The following is an 18,821-nucleotide window of genomic DNA, read 5'->3' as shown; positions in this document are numbered from 1 at the left end:
TATGTCTAGCTCGCGGGCGGTGTCTGGAGCATGACCGAGCGGGTCAGGTTGCGCGGGGCATCCGGGTTCAGTCCCCTGGCGCGGGCCCGCTCCAGGGCCATGCGCTGCACCAACACCAGATCGGCGAGCGGGTCGCGCGCATGGGCGACGAACTGGGCGCCCGTCTTGTGGACTTCTTCTGCCAGACCCTCCGGCGCCTGCCCGAAGAGCCAGGTGACCCGCCCGGGCGCGGCTATGGATATCGGGCCGTGGCGGTACTCCATCGCAGGATAGGACTCCGTCCAGCTCTGCGACGCCTCCCGCATCTTGAGTGCCGCCTCATTGGCCAGTCCGAACGTCCACCCCGTGCCCAGGAAGGAGAACTGCTCGGCCGACACCCACTCCTGTTTCACCTCCGCGCGCAACGTCTCCTCGGCGTCCTCGACCGCCTTCGACAGATCCTCGCCGAGATGGGCCCGCAGCAGTGCCAGTGCGGTGGTCGCGAAGCGCGTCTGCACCACCGACTGCTCGTCGGCGAAGGGCAAGGTCACGGTGGCGTCGGAGAGTTGCGTGGCCGGAGTGTCGGGGTCCCCGAGCACGGTCACCGTCGGCACGCGTCCCTTGACCGCCTCCAATACCCGCAGCACCTCGGTGGTGGTGCCCGAGCGCGTTATCGCCAGCACCGCGTCGTACCCGCGCTCCTCGCCGAGGGCGGCCTCGGAGGCGGCGAACGCATCCGTGACCCCCAGGCCCGCACTCTCGCGCAGCGCCGCGTAGGACTGGGCCATGAACCACGAGGTGCCGCAGCCGATTACGGCGACGCGCTGCCCTGGTTCCGGCAGCGGCCCACCCTCCGCGCCGAGCCGCGCCGCCCGACGCCAGGTCTCGGGCTGACTGCGCAACTCCTCTTCCATGTAGGAGTGATGCGAGGTGTTCGACGTTCCGCTCATGGCTCACCCTTCCATGTTGCGTAATTTTGCAACGTACCGCGCTGCTGCAATCAACTTTACGCAGCCGCTGCTGCGTCAGTCATCCCCCGCGAGGGCGTATCGCCCTAATAGCGCGCAGGCAGCTGAACCTGCCTCATCTCCCTTGCCGCAGACGGGAGATGAGAAAGAACGGCAGGTGGAGTTCAGACCGTCCTGGCGAGCAACCCGTCGAGCCGCTCGTGTGTGCCGGTGCCCGGCTGCGGGCTGAGCAGCACCAGCCGCAGATCCGGATGGTCGGTGAGCTGCAGCGTCGTACGGTCGAAGCGGAGCGGCCCGGCCGACGGATGGGCGACAGTCTTGGAGCCCAGTGCCGTCTCCCGCACTTCCTGCCGCTTCCACGACCGCGCGAACTCCGCGCTCTGCCGGGACAGTCGGGCAACGATCCGCGCGAAGCCCGGGTCGTCCGGGTAGCGCGCCGCGTCCGCGCGGAACTCGGCGACCAGCGAAGGAGCCACCCACTCCCACTCGGGCAGCGATGCGCGAGGCGTACCGCCCGCCACAAAGCCGTCCAGGCAGCTCTGCCCGCTGCGGACACCACCGAACACCCGCCGGATTGCCTCATTCGTGCTCAGCACTCGCCAATAGCGGTCAAGTACGTAAGCCGGATTGGGCATCCACTCCTCGGCGATACGCGCGACTCGCTCAGGAACGCCGCCTTCGTCCGAGGGGTGTGCTCCGTGAGCGCGGAGCGCCGGCGGGGGAGTGTGCCCGGCCAGGCGGTACAGGTGCGCGCGCTCGGTCCCGTCGAGCCACAGCGCCTCCCGAACCCTCCGGCTCTCCCAGCGTGGTAGTCACAGCGACAGCACGAATGCCAACTTGGCCCGCACGACCGGCCCCTTGAGACTGATGTGACGCCGTCCCGCCCGTCCATGCAACGGGCCTTTCCTGTACGGCGATTCAGCGGTGCTCGGATTCGCGACACCCCGCACGCGAAACGGGGTTCGTCGTAGGTGGAGGCAGCACAGGTGGAAACGGAAGAAGCGCCGGAGTACGTGGAAAAGGGCGGCAGGCGTGCAGCGTGTGAGGGGGCGCGTACGGGCCATGCGGACGAACCCGGTGCCCCGGACAGGCGTCGATGGGCGGCACTGGCCGTTCTGCTGCTCGGTGCCTTCACGGGGTTCCTCGACATCTTCATCGTGAATGTCGCAGCACCTTCCATCCAGGCGGATATGGGAGCGGCCTTCGCCGATATCCAGTGGGTGCCCGCCGGTTACACCCTGGCCTACGCCACCGGTCTGGTGACGGGTGGCCGCCTCGGCGATATTTTCGGGCGCAGGCGCCTTTTCGTGAGCGGCGTCATCGCGTTCGCGCTCACCTCGGCCGCCTGCGCTGCCGCGCTCACCCCTGGCGTACTCATCGGCGCCCGGATAGCCCAGGGATTCGCCGCGGCCGCGATGCTGCCCCAGGTACTGGCCCTGATCCGTACAACTTTCGCGCGTGAGGAAGAACGGGCAAGGGCCATCGGCCTTTACGGCGCGGTCATCGGTCTGGGCGTGATCGGCGGACAGATCGTCGGCGGCTTCCTGGTGCAGTGGAATATCGCGGGCCTGGGGTGGCGAGCCGTACTCCTCGTCAATCTCCCGCTGTGCGCGCTGACGGCCCTCGGCGCCCGCCTCCTGCCCAGGAGCACGGTGCCCCGCCCCCGTACCGCCCTGGATCCGACCGGTGCCGCGCTGCTCGGACTCGCGCTGTTCGGCCTGCTGCACCCACTGATCACCGGTGCCGAGCGCGGCTGGTCGGCGCTGCTCGTACGCGAAGCGCTCGTGGCCACTGTTGTGCTGGGGCTCTTCGTCCTCTGGGAGCGCCGAACGGCGCATGCCGGAGGAGCGCCGCTGCTGCCACCGCGCCTGTTCGCACAGCGCAGTTTCTCCCTCGGATTGCCCACCGCACTCTGCTTCCACGGTGTGAACGGCGCATTCGTCTTCCTGCTCACCGTTTATCTGCAACGCGCACAGGGCTTCACCCCGCTCGCCGCCGCGCTGGAATTCACGCCGATGGCCATAGTGACGTCAGTGGCGTCGATGGTGTGCGGCAGGCTTGTCGCGCGATGCGGCCGGGGAGTGGTCCCGGCGGGCGCTCTGGTCATGGCCGTGGGACTGCTGACGATATGGGCGGCGGTAATGGTGTCGCCGCAGGCGCTGACTCTCCTGCCGGGGCTGGTCCTTTACGGAATCGGCGGCGGAGTGGTCGCGACATCGCTGATCGGAATGGTGCTGGAAGGCGTCATACCCCAGGACGCCGGGGCCGCTTCCGGAGGAATCCTCACCGCCGTACAGGCATCGGAAGCGGCCGGGGTGGCGGGAATCGGCGGGCTGTTCACCGCGTTCGTCGCGTCCAGAGGGTACGACTCCGGATTCTCGGCGGCACTGCTGGTGCTGTCCGCCCTGTCCGCCCTGTCCGTGCTGACGGCCGTACTGCTGGCCTTGCTGCATCCGCGGAGGTCACGGTCTCAGGGGTCAGTCAAGCGCTGCGACAGCCCTTGAATTGACCCTCAACGGGCAGATCTCAAGGACCTCAAGAGGGCAGCTGCTGGCGGTAGTTCTCCAGCGCGGGCGCCACCTTGGTCGCCACGAATTCCGTGATGCGGTACTCGCACACACCTGCGACGGAGAAGGGGTCCTCGGCCGCGATCTTCTCGGCCGTGGCACGGTCCTCGACGGCGGCGATGATCAGCCCGCCGTCGCGCGGCACCTTGCGGCCCGACGCCAGGAAGTTCCCGGCGGCGAAGTGCGCCTCCAGCCACTCCACGTGTGCGGGGAGGGCGGCGTCCACGCGCTCCAGCGGTGCGATGTAGGTCAGCTCAAGTACGAACATGATCACCAGCGTACGCTCCACGTTCGATACCGCTAGCGTGGCCGTCACCATGAAGAACTCCGCCTCGACTCCCTCCGCTGCCGCCCCGTCCGCCGGCGCGCCGCCCGCCGCGCCCGCCCACGCGCGCTTCCGCGACCAGGAACTGCGCCACTGGCCCACCGACGAGGCCGCGGCCCGCGCCGTCCAGGACCGCCTGCGGCCGTACGTACGGCAGGACGCATCGGGCCCCGCACCGGACGTCATCGGCATCGGGAGCCGTAGCGACATCGGGCGTGGGAGCGGCGGAGGCACAGGCGCCGACACCGGCACCGTAGTAGGCGTCGACGTGGCCTACGACGACGACCACGACATCGTGGCAGCGGCGGCCGTCGCCCTGGACGCGCACACCCTCACCGTCGTCGACGAGGCCACCGCCGTGGGCCGGATCTCCTTCCCGTACGTCCCCGGGCTGCTCGCCTTCCGGGAGATCCCCACCGTCCTGGCAGCCCTGGACCGCCTCGCCCGCACCCCGGACCTGGTGGTCTGCGACGGTTACGGACTGGCCCACCCGCGCCGTTTCGGCCTCGCCAGCCACCTCGGCGTACTCACCGGCCTGCCCACGATCGGGGTGGCCAAGAACCCGTTCACCTTCCGCTACGAGCAGCCCGCCCCGGAACGCGGCGCCACCGCGCCCCTACTGGACGGCGACGAGGAGGTCGGCCGCGCCCTGCGCACCCAGAAGGGCATCAAACCGGTCTTCGTCTCCGTGGGGCACCGCACCACCCTGGACCGCGCCTGCGCCTATACTCTCCGCCTCGCGGCCACCTACCGGCTCCCGGAGACCACCCGCGCCGCCGATGCCCTGTGCCGCCGGGCGCTGACGGAGGCACAGGGCGCCGAGCGAGCCTGAAGAAGGCGAACGAGTCTGCAGAAGGCGAACGAGCCTGAAGAAGACGAGCGAGTCTGCAGAAGACGAACGAGCCTCAAGAAGACGAACGAGCGAGCCTGAAGAGGACGGGGGAGAAGGCAGAGGGCGCCACGGACCGGCCCCGCCCCCCCGTACCGGCGGTCACCGACTCCCGGTGCCCCCGGCCACACCCCGCCGCACCACCCGGAACGTCACCCCCGCCCGCTCCAGCCGCTCCCGGAGCACGGACCCCATGGCGACCGCCGGTGTGACCTGTCCCGCCGTGGTGGGCAGTTCGTCCAGGGCCAGGGACAGCGCCGACTCGGCGAGCATTTTCGCCGTCTCGTCGTAGCCGGGGTCGCCGCCCGCCACTTCGGTGAGCACCCGTTCGCCGCCGCCCTCGCCGATGAAGCGCACGGAGAACCAGCTCTTGGCGCGGCGCTCGGGAGTGGGTCCCTGGCCCGGCGCCAGGCGGGACGACAGCCAGCGCCGGGCGGGCGGCAGTTGGGCCAGGCCGCAGAAGCCGCCGACGCCCAGGACCCCGGCCACCGCGACCGGCAGCCGCTTGACCCCCGCATAGTGGCGGTAGCGGAAGTCGGGGCCGTAGCGCTCCAGCCCGGCGGCCGAGCGGGCGACCACCTGGGAGTCGAGGGTCGGCAGGGGTACGCCCCAGGTGCCCAGCGTGTGCAGCGGCGCGGCCACCAGCGGAGCCCGTACGGTACGGCCCTTGGGGCGCGGTTCCACGCGCTGCCGCTCACGGGCCGCGCGCGCCATGCCCACGGGCCGGGAGAGGGCGAGCAGGACGCTCGCCAGGGTGCCGCCGGAGATGAACGCGTTGGAGCGTACGAAGCCGTCGACGCGCAGTGGAACGTTCTTGGGCAGCTGCTGCACCGTGAAGTGGGCGCCCAGGTCGTGCGGGACGGAGTCGAAGCCGCAGGAGTGGATGAGCCGGGCGCCCGTCGTGCGCGCCTGGGCGTCGTAGCGGAGGTACATCAGGTCGACGAATTCGGGCTCTCCGGACAGGTCCGCATAGTCCGTGCCCGCCTCGGTGCAGGCCGCGACCAGCGGTTCGCCGTGCAGGAGGTAGGGGCCGACGGTGGTGGCGACGACGTGGGTGTCCGCGGCGAGCGCGCGCAGCGAGGCGCTGTCGTGGCTGTCGGCGTGCAGCAGCGGGAGCGTGGCGCAGCGCGGATCGATGCGGACGAGGCGGTCGCGCAGCTGCTCCAGTTTGGCGACGTTGCGGCCGGCCAGCGCCCAGCGGCAGTCCTCGGGGGCGTTGCGGGCCAGGTATTCGGCGGTGAGCGTCCCGGTGAAACCGGTCGCGCCGAAGAGGACGATGTCATGCGCCCTTGCCGACCTGTCCTGCTGTCGCATCGCGTCACCTCTGTGTGGACGAATCTGCGGGAATGAACCGATCCTGCGGGAGCGAGAGTTTCTGCGGGATCGAACGTTTCTGTGTACGCGAACCGGTGCGCCACGCTAAGGAGTTGTTGACCATCAGTCAACAAGTGACAGCTCCGTGCGAGGTATTGACACCTCTGGGTGGCTGTTACAGATTCTTCGGCAGACATGGGACATCCGATGTCCGATGTGCTCCCATCTTTTTGCCGTGTGTGCAGCCCGCCACGGCGAGCGCGCACACCGGCCGCCGCAGAAAGCTGGCCCCGATGCCCCGTTCCGCGCCGCTCCCCACGCCCCTCACCGGCGTCGTGCCGCCCCTGTGCACCCCGCTCACCCCCGACGGCCGCGTCGACTCCCGGTCGCTGGCCGCGCTCACCGAGCACCTCATCGGCGCCGGGGTCAGCGGCCTGTTCGTGCTCGGCTCCAGTGGGGAGGCCGCGTGTCTGACGGACGCGCAGCGCCGTACGGTCATCGAGACGGTCGTCACCGTCGCCGCGGGCCGCCTGCCCGTACTGGCGGGCGTGATCGACATGGCGACGGCCCGCGTCCTGGACCACGCCCGCACGGCCCGGAGCCTGGGCGCCGACGCCCTCGTGGCCACCGCGCCCTTCTATACGCGCACGCACTCCGCCGAGATCGCCGCGCACTTCACCCGGATCCGCGAGGCGGTGGAGCTGCCGCTGTTCGCGTACGACATCCCGGTGGCCGTGCACACCAAGCTCCCCGCGCCGACCGTGCTCGCCCTGGCCGCCGACGGAGTCCTGTCCGGGATCAAGGACAGCAGCGCGGACGGGGGTTCACTGCGGCGCCTCCTGATCGGCACCCGCGCCCTGAAAGCCGGGTTCACGGTGCTCACCGGCTCCGAGCTGTGTGTCGACGGCGCCCTGCTGGCGGGTGTGCACGGCGTCGTACCCGGCCTGGGCAACGTCGACCCGCACGGCTACGTACGCCTCTACGAGCACGCCAGGGCGGGCCGCTGGCGCGAGGCCGCCGCCGAACAGGACCGGCTCGCCGCCCTGTTCGCGCTCACCGAAGCGGGAGATCCGGCCGCCATGGGCCGCAGCTCCTCCGCGCTCGGTGCCTTCAAGGCCGCCCTCCACCTCCTGGGCGTCATCGACTGCCCGGCGACCGCCCCGCCCCAACTCGCCCTGGACGCCACGGCGCTGAAGGCGGTGCGCCGCCACCTGGAGGAGGCCGGGCTCCTATGAGGGGTCGGGTCCCTGTGGGGGGCCGGGCTCCTACGGGGGCGCCGGAGACCCGTCCGGTGCCCTGGTATCGCGAGGTCACCCGGCGCCAGTGGAAGGCGATGCTCGCCGCCTGGATCGGCTATCTCCTCGACGGCTTCGACTTCGTCCTGATCACCCTCGTACTGACCGAGATCGCCGACGACTTCGGCCTGAGCACGGCCACCGCCGCGAGCCTGGTGTCGGGCGCCTTCATCACCCGGTGGCTCGGCGGCGCCCTGTTGGGGGCGATGGGCGACCGCTACGGACGCAAGGCGGCCATGATCGCCAGCATCCTGCTCTACTCGCTGGGCACCTTCGCCTGCGGATTCGCCTGGGACTACACCAGCCTGTTCGTCGCCCGGCTGGTCATCGGCATGGGCATGGCGGGGGAGTACAGCGCCAGTTCCACCTACGTGCTGGAGACCTGGCCCGCCCGGGTGCGCAACCGGGCCAGCGGGTTCCTGATCTCCGGCTACGCGGGCGGCACGGTCCTCGCCGCCGAGCTCTACAAGTGGGTGGTGCCCAACTGGGGCTGGCGCTGGATGTTCTGGATCGGTGTGCTGCCGGTCCTGGTCGCCTTATGGGTGCGCCGGTCCCTGCCCGAGGCCGGCGACTGGCGGGACGAGATCGGTACGGCGGCCAAAGCGGCGCGCCCCAACCCCTTCGCGCCGCTGTTCTCCGGCCGGCTGCGGGCCGGCGTCAACACCGCCCTGGCCCTGGCCGCCTGCGCCGCCCTGTTCTGTGTGTTCACCCCGATCGGCGCCGGACACCTGCCCTGGCTGTCCGTACTGGCCGCACTGTGCCTGATCGCGTTCGCCGTACAACTGGGCGGCCGCCGCCGCTGGGTGCTCCACGTCTCCTTGATGGCCACCGTCTTCTGCGCGTTCCTCTACAGCTGGCCCATCCAGGCGCTGCTGCCCACCTACCTCAAGACCGAACTGGGCTACCGGCCCGCCGAGGTCACCGACGTGATGTTCTGCGCGGGCTTCGGCACGATGGCGGGCTGCTGGCTGGCGGGCTTCGTCGGCGACTGGATCGGCACCCGCCGCGCCTACGCCTGCACCCTGCTCGCCTCCCTCGCCTTCGTCTTCCCCGTATTCGCCGTCCAGGACAGCCTCCTGGGCCTCGGGGCGCTCCTGTTCGGACTGCTCGCGCTGAGCCAGGGCATCTCGGGAATCCTGCCGAAGTACATCGCCGGGCATTTCCCGACCGGGAACCGGGCCGCCTCGCTCGGCTTCGTCTACAACGTCGGAGCGCTGGGCGGCGCGGTCGCCCCCGTCCTGGGCGCCCGGCTGGCGGAGGGCATGTCACTGGGGCGGTCCCTGGCCGTGCTCACCTTCGGGCTCACCCTCGTGGTGATCGTGCTGGTCGGAGGGAACGTCCCGTATCGGCTGACCCGCCTCCTGGACCGTACGGCTCCCGAGGACCACCTTGTGCCGGCGTCCGCCGAGCACACGCAGAAGGTACGGAGCTGACCTCGCTCCCGCCTCACTTCGTACGGCCCCCGCCTCACTCCAGACTTCCCCGCCTCACTCCGTACTGTCCGCATGCCGCCCCAGCGCCACCCCGCGCACCCCGTCCATCTCGGTCAGCTCCTCCACCAGCGGGTACGCCGAGCCCTTGCCCTCAAGGCGCAGCAGCGCCTCCGCGGAGACCCGCCCGGCCGCGCCGTCCTCCGGCGCGCCCGTCTCCACCTGTACGTCCGTCACCTGGAAGCCGCTGCGCGTGCACACCTGGAGCATCTGCCCCAACAGGCCGTGCTGGGCGCGGTAGGTCAGCCGCAGCTCCACCCGCTCCACCGACGGCTTGGAGGGCAGCCGCTCGAAGAGCTTGGGGAAGCCGCGCACGATCAGGAAGTGCACCGCCGTCGCCCCGATGGCCAGCAGGGGCAGGCCGCCGCCGCAGGCCATGCCGATGGCGCAGGTCAGCCAGATCGTGGCCGCGGTGGTCAGGCCGCGTACCGCGTCCTTCTTCACGAAGATCAGTCCGCCGCCGATGAAGCCGATGCCCGAGACGATCTGGGCCGCCACCCGGGACGGGTCCAGCGCGACGCCGTCCGTCCCCAGCAGTGCGCCGAAGCCGTGGATGGACACCTCCATGAACAGCGCGCTGCCCACGCCGACCAGCGTGTGCGTGCGCAGCCCCGCGCTCTTCTGTCGCACCTCCCGCTCCAGGCCGATGAGCGAGGAGAGCAGCAGGGCTATGGCCAGTTCGGTGAACTGCCGCATGCCCTGGCCGTTGTGGAAGTTGAACAAGGGGGCGGCGAGGTGCGTGGAGGACATGCGTCGATTGTCCCTCCGTGGGCGTCCCGCGCGCCGTTGTCAGTGGTCGCCGTTAGCGTGGAAACAGCACTCGGCGGACACGGCGAATCACCTGTGGCTGTCTGAGGAGCAGGGCAGGCGGTACGGACGGATGCGCGCGGAGGATCCGATGGCGAAGGCGACAGAAGCGCTCGCGGTGCGGGAGAAGGTACGGGAGTTCGCGCTCGGCCTGCCCGGCGCCGTGGAGGAGTTCCCCTGGGGCGAGTGCGTCGCCAAGGTCAACAAGAAGGTGTTCGTCTTCCTCGGCTCCGAGGACGGCGACCACCCCGCGGGTCTCACGCTCAAGCTGAAGGACCCCGAGGCGCACGCCCACGCGATGAGTTCGCCCGGCGCCGAGCCCGCAGGGTACGGCCTGGGCAAGTCCGGCTGGGTGCGGGTGCCGCTGGAGGAGAAGGGCGGCCCCTCGGCGGAGCTGCTGTGCGACTGGGTCGAGGAGTCCTACCGCGTCATAGCCCCCAAGAGGCTCATCGCCGAGCTCGACGGGGGATAGCGGCGCCGGGAGGTATCAGCGCGCGGCAAGTGAAGGCCCGTGGCGGCGATGGGAGTTGACCTTCGTCGCCACGGGCCTTTGTCCGCTGGGCACTTGGGCGCCGCTACTTGGTTCTGGGGGCTTGTGGAAAGTGGAACACGTTCTTAACATCACGAGTGTTACATCAGTAGTGTCACAGTGTCGGCCGCGACGGGGCCACAGCACAGGGGGCTCGATGGCAGAGACGGAAAACGGCCCGCACGGCCCGCTGGACGGGGTCCGCGTGGTGGAGCTGGCCGGGATCGGGCCCGGCCCGTTCGCGGCGATGCTGCTGGCCGACCTCGGCGCCGATGTCGTACGGGTGGACCGGCCCGGCGGCGCGGGGCTGCGCATCGACCCGGCCTGCGACATCACCAACCGCAACAAGCGGTCCGTGCTCCTCGACCTGAAGGCCCCCGAGGGACCGGGCCAGGTGCTGGACCTGGTCGAGCGCGCCGATGTGCTGATCGAGGGATACCGCCCCGGCGTCGCCGAACGGCTGGGGGTGGGACCCGAGGAGTGCCTGGCCCGCAACCCGAAGCTGGTGTACGGGCGGATGACGGGCTGGGGCCAGCAGGGCCCGCTGGCCGACACCGCGGGCCACGACATCGGCTATATCGCCATCACGGGCGCCCTCGGCATGATCGGCCCCGCCGACGGCCCGCCCGCCGTCCCCGCCAACCTGCTCGGCGACTACGCGGGCGGCTCGCTCTACCTCGTCATCGGCGTCCTGGCGGCGCTCCAGCACGCCCGCGGCGAAGACGGCAGGGGCCAGGTGGTGGACGCCGCGATCGTCGACGGCACGGCCCACCTGACGGCGATGATCCACGGCATGCTGGCGGCCGGCGGCTGGCAGGACCGGCGCGGCGCCAACCTCCTGGACGGCGCCACCCCCTTCTACGGCACCTACGAGACCGCCGACGGCGGCTATATGGCCGTCGGCGCGCTGGAGCAGCGCTTCTACGCCGAGTTCATCCAGCTCCTGGGCATCCAGGACGAGGCACCCGCCCGCGACGACCTCGCCGCCTGGGACGCGCTGCGCACCGCCATCGCCGCCCGCTTCAAGACCCGTACGCGCGAGGAGTGGACGGCCGTCTTCGAGCACTCCGACGCCTGTGTCGCGCCGGTGCTCTCGCTGCGCGAGGCGCCCGGGCACCCGCATCTTGCGGCCCGCGGCACCTTCGTCGACCACAGCGGCATCACCCAGCCCGCACCCGCGCCGCGCTTCTCGCTCACCCCGGGCGCCGTACGGCGCCCGCCCGCTCAACCGGGCGCGGACACCGACGAGGTGGCCCGCGACTGGCAGCTCCCGACCGAGAACTGGCTCTGAGGAGGGCCCGCACCCATGACCGCGATGAAGCGCCGCATCTTCACCGAGGACCACGAGGCCTTCCGGGAGACCGTACGCACCTTCCTCACCAAGGAGGTCGCGCCCCACTACGAGCAGTGGGAGAAGGACGGCATCGTCAGCCGGGACGCCTGGCGGGCGGCCGGCAAACAGGGGCTGCTGGGCTTCGCCGTCCCCGAGGAGTACGGAGGCGGCGGCAACGCCGACTTCCGCTACAGCGCCGTACTGGCCGAGGAGTTCACCCGGGCCGGCGCCGCCGGGCTCGCGCTCGGGCTGCACAACGACATCATCGGGCCGTACCTGACCTCCCTGGCCACCGAGGAGCAGAAGCGCCGCTGGCTGCCGGGCTTCTGCAGCGGCGAGATCATCACCGCCATCGCCATGACCGAACCGGGCGCCGGCTCCGACCTCCAGGGCATCCGCACCACCGCCGAGGACCGGGGCGACCACTGGCTGCTGAACGGCTCCAAGACCTTCATCTCCAACGGCATCCTCGCCGACCTCGTCATCGTCGTCGCCAAGACCACCCCCGAGGGCGGGGCCCGCGGGCTGAGCCTGCTGGTGGTCGAGCGCGGCATGGACGGCTTCGAGCGCGGCCGCAACCTCGACAAGATCGGCCAGAAGTCCCAGGACACCGCCGAGCTGTTCTTCAACGACGTACGCGTGCCCAAGGACAACCTCCTCGGCGAGCTCAACGGCGCCTTCGTCCACCTGATGACCCACCTCGCGCAGGAGCGGATGGGCATCGCGGTCGCCGGAATCACCGCCGCCGAACACCTCCTGGAGATCACCACCCAGTACGTCAAGGAGCGCGAGGCCTTCGGCAGGCCGCTGGCCAAGCTCCAGCACATCCGCTTCGAGATAGCCGAGATGGCCACCGAGTGCGCCGTCACCCGTACGTTCCTGGACCGCTGCATCGAGGACCACGCGAAGGGCGAACTGGACGCGGTGCACGCCTCCATGGCCAAGTGGTGGGCCACCGAGCTGCAAAAACGCGTCGCCGACCGCTGTCTGCAACTGCACGGCGGATACGGCTACATGACCGAGTACCGCGTCGCCAAGGCCTTCACCGACGGCCGCATCCAGACCATCTACGGCGGCACGACCGAGATCATGAAGGAGATCATCGGCCGTTCGCTGCTCGGCTGACCACCACCGGCCGGTCACCCGCCACGAGCGGCCGGCCCCACCCTTTGAAAGGCTCTCCCCGTGACTTCCGAAGCGTACGTATACGACGCGATCCGTACCCCGCGCGGCCGCGGCAAGGCCAACGGCGCGCTGCACGGCACCAAGCCCATCGACCTGGTCGTCGGCCTGATCCACGAAGTGCGCCGCCGCTTCCCCGACCTGGACCCGGCCGCGATCGACGACATCGTGCTGGGCGTGGTGGGCCCGGTCGGCGACCAGGGCTCCGACATCGCCCGTATCGCGGCCATCGCCGCCGGACTGCCGGACACGGTGGCGGGCGTGCAGGAGAACCGCTTCTGTGCCTCGGGCCTGGAGGCGGTCAACATGGCCGCCGCCAAGGTCCGTTCGGGCTGGGAGGACCTGGTGCTGGCCGGCGGCGTGGAGTCGATGTCGCGGGTCCCGATGGCCTCCGACGGCGGCGCGTGGTTCGCCGACCCGATGACCAACTTCGACACCGGCTTCGTCCCGCAGGGCATCGGCGCCGACCTGATCGCCACCATCGGGGGGTACTCCCGGCGCGATGTGGACGAGTTCGCCGCGCTCTCCCAGGAGCGCGCCGCCGCGGCCTGGAAGGACGGCCGCTTCGACCGCTCCGTGGTGCCCGTCAAGGACCGCAACGGGCTGGTGGTCCTGGACCACGACGAGCACATGCGGCCCGGCACCACCGCCGACTCCCTGGCGGCCCTGAAGCCCTCCTTCGCCACCATCGGCGACATGGGCGGCTTCGACGCGGTCGCCCTGCAGAAGTACCACTGGGTCGAGAAGATCGACCATGTCCACCACGCCGGCAACTCCTCCGGCATCGTGGACGGTGCCTCCCTGGTCGCCATCGGCTCCAAGGAGGTCGGCGAGCGCTACGGCCTGACCCCGCGGGCCCGCATCCTCTCCGCCGCCGTCTCCGGATCCGAGCCGACGATCATGCTCACCGGTCCCGCGCCCGCCTCCCGCAAGGCCCTGGCCAAGGCCGGTCTGACCATCGAGGACATCGACCTCGTCGAGATCAACGAGGCGTTCGCCGCCGTCGTACTGCGCTTCGTCAAGGACATGGGGCTGAGCCTGGACAAGGTCAACGTCAACGGCGGCGCCATCGCCCTGGGCCACCCGCTGGGGGCCACCGGCGCGATGATCCTGGGCACCCTCCTCGACGAACTGGAGCGGCAGGACAAGCGCTACGGCCTGGCCACCCTGTGCGTCGGCGGCGGCATGGGCATCGCCACCGTCATCGAGCGCGTCTGACCCTCGTCCCACCCCTCAACGGAGAAGTCATCATGAGCAGCCAGCCCCCCGCTTCGTCGACCATTCGCTGGGAACAGGACGAGACCGGCGTCGTCACCCTCGTCCTGGACGACCCCGACCAGTCGGCCAACACCATGAACAGCGCCTTCCAGGCGTCCCTGACGGCCGTCGTCGACCGTCTGGAGGCCGAGCAGGAGAGTATCCGCGGCATCATCTTCACCTCCGCCAAGAAGACCTTCTTCGCCGGCGGCGACCTGCGCGAGCTGATCGCCATCACCCCCGAGTACGCCCAGCAGGCCTTCGAGACCGGCAACGGCATCAAGCGCGACCTGCGCCGCATCGAGACCCTCGGTAAGCCCGTCGTCGCCGCCATCAACGGCGCCGCGCTGGGCGGCGGTTACGAGCTCGCGCTGGCCTGCCACCACCGCGTCGCCCTCGACACCCCCGCCACCAAGATCGGCCTGCCCGAGGTCACCCTCGGCCTGCTCCCCGCGGCCGGCGGCGTCACCCGTACGGTCCGCCTGCTGGGCATCGCCGACGCCCTGCTGAAGGTCCTCCTGCAGGGCACGCAGTACAACGCCGCCCGCGCCAAGGACAACGGCCTGATCCACGACGTCGCGGCCACCCCCGAGGAACTCCTCGCCAAGGCACGGGCGTTCATCGACGTCCACCCCGAGTCCCAGCAGCCCTGGGACGTGAAGGGCTACAAGATCCCCGGCGGCACCCCCTCCCACCCCAAGTTCGCCGCCAACCTCCCCGCCTTCCCGGCCAACTTGAAGAAGCAGCTCAACGGCGCGCCCTACCCGGCCCCGCGCAACATCCTGGCCGCGGCCGTCGAGGGCTCCCAGGTCGACTTCGAGACCGCCCAGACCATCGAGGCGCGCTACTTCGTCGAGCTGGCCACCGGCCAGATCTCCAAGAACATGATCCAGGCGTTCTTCTTCGACCTCCAGGCCGTCAACGCCGGCCGCAGCCGCCCCAAGGACATCGCGCCCCGCAAGGTCACCAAGGTCGCCGTCCTGGGCGCCGGCATGATGGGCGCGGGCATCGCCTACTCCTGCGCCAAGGCGGGCATCGAGGTCGTCCTCAAGGACGTCTCCCTGGAGGCGGCCCAGAAGGGCAAGGCGTACTCCGAGGGCCTGCTCGCCAAGGCGCTCTCCCGGGGCCGTACGACCGAGAAGAAGCGCGACGAGCTCCTCGCCCGCATCACCCCGACCGCCGACCCGCAGGCCCTGGCGGGCTGCGACGCCGTCATCGAGGCCGTCTTCGAGGACCCGGCGCTCAAGCACAAGGTGTTCCAGGAGATCCAGCACATCGTCGCCCCCGACGCCCTGCTGTGCTCCAACACCTCCACCCTCCCCATCACCACCCTCGCCCAAGGCGTCGAGCGCGCGGGCGACTTCATCGGCCTGCACTTCTTCTCGCCCGTCGACAAGATGCCGCTGGTGGAGATCATCAAGGGCGAGAAGACCGGCGAGGAGGCCCTGGCCCGCGCCTTCGACCTGGTGCGCCAGATCCGCAAGACCCCCATCGTCGTCAACGACTCCCGCGGCTTCTTCACCTCCCGCGTCATCGGCCACTTCATCAACGAGGGCGTGGCGATGGTCGGCGAGGGCATCGAGCCCGCCTCCGTCGAGCAGGCCGCGGCCCAGGCCGGCTACCCCGCCAAGGTCCTGTCGCTGATGGACGAGCTGACCCTCACCCTCCCGCGCAAGATCCGCAATGAGTCCAAGCGCGCCATCGAGGCGGCCGGCGGCACCTGGCCCGACCACCCCGCCGACACCGTGATCGACCGCATGGTGGACGAGTTCGGGCGCACGGGACGCAGCGGCGGTGGCGGCTTCTACGACTACGGCCCCGACGGCCGGCGTACGAGCCTGTGGCCGGGCCTGCGCGAACACTTCGCGAAGGACGACGCCGCCATCCCCTTCAAGGACATGCAGGAGCGGATGCTCTTCTCCGAGGCCCTGGACACGGTCCGCTGCCTGGAAGAAGGCGTCCTGACCTCCGTCGCCGACGCCAACATCGGCTCCATCCTGGGCATCGGCTTCCCCGGCTGGACCGGCGGCGTCCTGCAGTACATCAACGGCTACGAAGGAGGTCTGCCCGGCTTCGTGGCCCGCGCCCGCGAACTCCAGGCCGCCTACGGAGACCGCTTCGCCCCGTCCCCCCTCCTGGTCGAAAAGGCCGAGAAGGGCGAGAAGTTCAGCGACGCCTGACCGGCTCGCCCGTGAGGGTCCGGGCCGTTGTGCCGGGCGGCCCGGACCCGCTCACTCCTCGGCGTAGGTCGCCTTCAGCTCCTCCTTCATGGAGCGCTGGAAGGCGGTGACCAGGGCCTGCACCACCATCGGCTGCATATGGGCGGAGAGGGACTTCATCGACTCGACCTGCTCGGGGTCCGAGACGCGCGAGCGGTAGGGCTCCCAGACCTCGTCGTGGAAGAGGCGGGTCAACTCCCGTGCCGCCGTGCGCGTGTGCTCCAGTACGACGCGCCGGGCCGCGAGGATCGTCTGCTGCGATATCGGCACGTCCAGGAGCCGTACGCCCAGGTGAAGCAGGGTCGGGTCGACCCGGAAGGTGTCGTCGGCATCGGTGGGTTCCAGGACGTTCATCGCGGCCAGGCGGGCGATGTCGTCCTCGGACAGGGGCCGCCCCGCGCGGCGCTCCAACTGCGCGCGCGTGGTCTCCTCGGCGGTGTCGGGCGACCAGGAGGCCACCAGGGCGCGGTGGATCGCGAGGTCGTGTTCGCTCAGATCGGGCGGGAGTTGGGCCAGGTAGCGCTCGATGGCCGCCAGGGTCATCCCGTGGTGCTGGAGCTCTTCGATCAGGGCGAGGCGGGAGAGGTGGGCCGGTCCGTAGCGGCCCACCCGGCGGGGGCCGATTTCCGGCGGTGGCAGCAGGCCCCGGGTGCTGTAGAAGCGGATCGTACGGACCGTGACGCCGGCGCGGGCGGCCAGCTCGTCGACGGTCAGGCCCAGGCCGTCGGTGGCGGACTCAATCATGTTCAACAGTATTGCTGTCTCACCAGTGTTGTGAAACCTTCTGAGCGCGCAGCCCTGAGGTCAGCCGCCCGCCCACCGCCCAGGAGGCCACCGTGCGTACCACCGAGCCGCTGCCCGCGGAGGCGGGCGAAGTCACCCTGGTCGACCTGCTGTTACGCAACGCCGAGAAGTACGGGCAGCTGCCCGCGCTCTCCTGGCGCGGGCCCGAAGAGGGCGCCTGGACCACCCTCACCTGGGCCGGGGTCCTGCACGAGGTGGAGCTGCTGGCCTCGGCCTATGCCGCGCTGGGCGTGCGGCGCGGCGAGCACGTCCTGCTGATGATGGCCAACCGCCCCGAACACTGGCTCTCGGACATGGCGCTGGTGCACCTGGGCGCCGTCCCCGTCTCCGTGTACGGGAGCGCCGCCCCCGAGCAGATCGCGCACATCGTGCGGCACAGCCGGGCCCGGTTCGCCGTGGTCGAAGGGGCGGCCGGGGCCGAGCGGTGGGAGCCGCTGCTGGACGAGGCGGACAACGCGCTGAGCGAACTGGTGGTGGTGGACGAGGGCGACGGCGGGGCGGGGCGGCACCGTACGTACGCGTCGCTGGCCGAGCAGGGCGCGCGGCTGCTCGACCGGGCAGCCCTGGAGCGGGCGCGCGGCGCGGTGCGGGCGGGCGATCCGCTGACCGTCGTCTACACCTCGGGAACCACCGGCACCCCCAAGGGAGTTGTGGTCAGTCACCGCGGCATCGTGCGCAACGCGGTGGCGCTGGACCGGGCCGTGGAGATGCCCGACCACGGCGAGCACCTCTGCTATCTGCCGCTCGCGCATATCGCCGAGCGCATGCTCGGCATCTATCTGGCCGTCTTCCGCGCCTCGCACGTCTACCTGTGCGCGGAGCCGGCCGCGGTCGCCGCGGCCGTACGGGAGCTGCATCCGGTGCAGTTCTTCGCGGTTCCCCGGGTCTGGGAGAAGTTCGCCGCCGCGGTGAAGGCGGCCCTGGCGCGGCTGCCCGAGGAGCGGCGGGCGGCGGTGGAAGCGGCGGGGGAGACGGCCCGCGCCCATGCCGCCCACCGCGAGCGCGGCCAGGAGGTGCCCGCCGAGCTGGCGGCCGCGTACGCGCGGGCCAAGGCCGAGGTGCTGGACCCGCTGCTGTCGATGGCCGGACTGGAGCGGCTGACCCGGGCCTCCAGCGCGTCGGCGCCGATGCCGCGCGAGGTGGTGGACTTCTGGGCCGGTCTGGGCATCGTGATCATGGATGCGTGGGGGCTGACCGAGACGGTCGGCGTCACGACCGCGAACCGGCCCGACGGCTTCCGCCTGGGATCGGTGGGCAGGCCGATCGAGGGCCTGGAGATCCGTACGGCACAGGACGGCGAGATCGAGGTACGCGGCGCCACGCTCTTCGACGGCTATCTGCGGCCCGACGGCACGGTGGAGCCGGCCACGGACGCCGAGGGCTGGTTCGCCACCGGCGACATCGGCCGCATCGACGCGGACGGCTACCTGTGGGTGACCGACCGCAAGAAGGAAATGATCATTACCTCCGGCGGCAAGAACGTCTCGCCCGCGCTGGTGGAGAACACCCTCAAGGAACACCCCCTGATCGGGCAGGCGCTGGCATACGGCGACGGGCGCCCGTACCTGGTGGCGCTGCTGGTCCTGGACGACGAGCTGGCCCCGGCCTGGGCGGCGGCGCGCAAAATCCGGGGCCGCTCGCTGCCCGAGCTGGCCGTGCACCCGCTGGTACGGGAGGAGGCCGAGCGGGCGGTCGCGGCCGCCAATGCGCGACTGAACCGTTCCGAACAGGTCAAGCGATTTTCGCTGCTGAGCGAGGAATGGAGCCCGCAGAGCGGCGAGCTGACGCCTTCATTGAAGCTGAGGCGCCGGATTATTCAGGAGAAATACGCCCAGACCATTAATGGCTTGTATCTGCTGTGAT

At 70.6% G+C, this 18,821-nt stretch carries 16 protein-coding genes; 10 read left to right on the top strand and 6 right to left on the bottom strand.

The features are described 5' to 3' along the window. Positions 1-5: 5 nt before the first annotated feature. Both AC4IJH_RS11910 and AC4IJH_RS11905 read right to left on the bottom strand, forming a co-directional pair. Positions 6-929: an SIS domain-containing protein gene (locus AC4IJH_RS11910; RefSeq protein WP_490851584.1), complete on the bottom strand. Its 924-nt coding sequence runs from the start codon at positions 927-929 to the stop codon at positions 6-8. A gap of 182 nt (positions 930-1,111) precedes the next feature. Then, positions 1,112-1,684: an MmyB family transcriptional regulator gene (locus AC4IJH_RS11905; RefSeq protein WP_490851620.1), complete on the bottom strand. Its 573-nt coding sequence runs from the start codon at positions 1,682-1,684 to the stop codon at positions 1,112-1,114. A gap of 249 nt (positions 1,685-1,933) precedes the next feature. On the opposite strand from AC4IJH_RS11905, the gene AC4IJH_RS11900 reads away from it, so the two are divergent. Further along, a complete protein-coding gene (locus tag AC4IJH_RS11900) occupies positions 1,934-3,451 on the top strand; it encodes an MFS transporter (protein WP_490851583.1) in 1,518 nt (505 codons plus the stop codon). A gap of 31 nt (positions 3,452-3,482) precedes the next feature. Here the strand turns inward: AC4IJH_RS11900 and AC4IJH_RS11895 are convergent, their stop codons facing one another. Then, complete coding sequence (locus tag AC4IJH_RS11895; RefSeq protein WP_490851582.1) at positions 3,483-3,782, bottom strand: YciI family protein; 300 nt, start codon at positions 3,780-3,782, stop codon at positions 3,483-3,485. Here AC4IJH_RS11895 and AC4IJH_RS11890 point away from each other — a divergent pair. Further along, positions 3,781-4,671 carry an endonuclease V gene (locus AC4IJH_RS11890; protein WP_490851581.1) on the top strand — a complete coding sequence of 297 codons (891 nt, stop codon included), beginning with the start codon at positions 3,781-3,783 and terminating at the stop codon, positions 4,669-4,671. The two genes, AC4IJH_RS11895 and AC4IJH_RS11890, sit on opposite strands and share 2 nt — an antisense overlap. Before the next feature lie 159 nt (positions 4,672-4,830). Here AC4IJH_RS11890 and AC4IJH_RS11885 read toward each other — a convergent pair whose 3' ends face one another. Further along, positions 4,831-6,042: a saccharopine dehydrogenase family protein gene (locus AC4IJH_RS11885; protein WP_490851580.1), complete on the bottom strand. Its 1,212-nt coding sequence runs from the start codon at positions 6,040-6,042 to the stop codon at positions 4,831-4,833. A 293-nt stretch (positions 6,043-6,335) separates the two neighbouring features. Here AC4IJH_RS11885 and AC4IJH_RS11880 point away from each other — a divergent pair, with 293 nt between their 5' ends. After that, a complete protein-coding gene (locus AC4IJH_RS11880; RefSeq protein WP_490851579.1) occupies positions 6,336-7,277 on the top strand; it encodes a dihydrodipicolinate synthase family protein in 942 nt (313 codons plus the stop codon). After that, positions 7,274-8,770 carry a sialate:H+ symport family MFS transporter gene (locus AC4IJH_RS11875; RefSeq protein ID WP_490851578.1) on the top strand — a complete coding sequence of 499 codons (1,497 nt, stop codon included), beginning with the start codon at positions 7,274-7,276 and terminating at the stop codon, positions 8,768-8,770. Before AC4IJH_RS11880 ends, AC4IJH_RS11875 begins: the two co-directional genes overlap by 4 nt. 54 nt (positions 8,771-8,824) lie before the next feature. On the opposite strand, the gene AC4IJH_RS11870 is transcribed toward AC4IJH_RS11875, so the two are convergent. Continuing rightward, entirely contained in the window at positions 8,825-9,577 is a 753-nt protein-coding gene (locus tag AC4IJH_RS11870; RefSeq protein ID WP_490851577.1) for an MgtC/SapB family protein, read from the bottom strand. 148 nt (positions 9,578-9,725) lie between these two features. Here AC4IJH_RS11870 and AC4IJH_RS11865 point away from each other — a divergent pair, with 148 nt between their 5' ends. The 5 genes from AC4IJH_RS11865 to AC4IJH_RS11845 all read left to right on the top strand — a co-directional run bounded on the left by AC4IJH_RS11865 (position 9,726) and on the right by AC4IJH_RS11845 (position 16,115). Continuing rightward, positions 9,726-10,106, top strand: a complete 381-nt coding sequence (locus tag AC4IJH_RS11865) for an MmcQ/YjbR family DNA-binding protein (RefSeq protein ID WP_490851576.1) — start codon at positions 9,726-9,728, stop codon at positions 10,104-10,106. Positions 10,107-10,320: 214 nt separating this feature from the next. Next, positions 10,321-11,454, top strand: a complete 1,134-nt coding sequence (locus AC4IJH_RS11860; RefSeq protein WP_490851575.1) for a CaiB/BaiF CoA transferase family protein — start codon at positions 10,321-10,323, stop codon at positions 11,452-11,454. Between the two features lie 24 nt (positions 11,455-11,478). Then, positions 11,479-12,621, top strand: coding sequence for an acyl-CoA dehydrogenase family protein (locus AC4IJH_RS11855; RefSeq protein ID WP_490851619.1), 1,143 nt, complete (start codon positions 11,479-11,481; stop codon positions 12,619-12,621). A 60-nt stretch (positions 12,622-12,681) separates the two neighbouring features. Next, entirely contained in the window at positions 12,682-13,896 is a 1,215-nt protein-coding gene (locus AC4IJH_RS11850) for an acetyl-CoA C-acetyltransferase (RefSeq protein WP_490851574.1), read from the top strand. A gap of 32 nt (positions 13,897-13,928) precedes the next feature. Next, positions 13,929-16,115, top strand: coding sequence for a 3-hydroxyacyl-CoA dehydrogenase NAD-binding domain-containing protein (locus AC4IJH_RS11845; RefSeq protein ID WP_490851573.1), 2,187 nt, complete (start codon positions 13,929-13,931; stop codon positions 16,113-16,115). Positions 16,116-16,166: 51 nt separating this feature from the next. Here the strand turns inward: AC4IJH_RS11845 and AC4IJH_RS11840 are convergent, their stop codons facing one another. Next, positions 16,167-16,898 carry a MerR family transcriptional regulator gene (locus AC4IJH_RS11840; RefSeq protein ID WP_490851572.1) on the bottom strand — a complete coding sequence of 244 codons (732 nt, stop codon included), beginning with the start codon at positions 16,896-16,898 and terminating at the stop codon, positions 16,167-16,169. A gap of 92 nt (positions 16,899-16,990) precedes the next feature. On the opposite strand from AC4IJH_RS11840, the gene AC4IJH_RS11835 reads away from it, so the two are divergent. Continuing rightward, a complete protein-coding gene (locus AC4IJH_RS11835) occupies positions 16,991-18,820 on the top strand; it encodes an AMP-dependent synthetase/ligase (protein ID WP_490851571.1) in 1,830 nt (609 codons plus the stop codon). The last annotated feature ends 1 nt before the right edge of the window (position 18,821 follow it).

It is taken from the genome of Streptomyces sp. UF-297, assembly GCF_058245575.1.
This window is presented reverse-complemented; position numbering and strand designations above follow the sequence as displayed.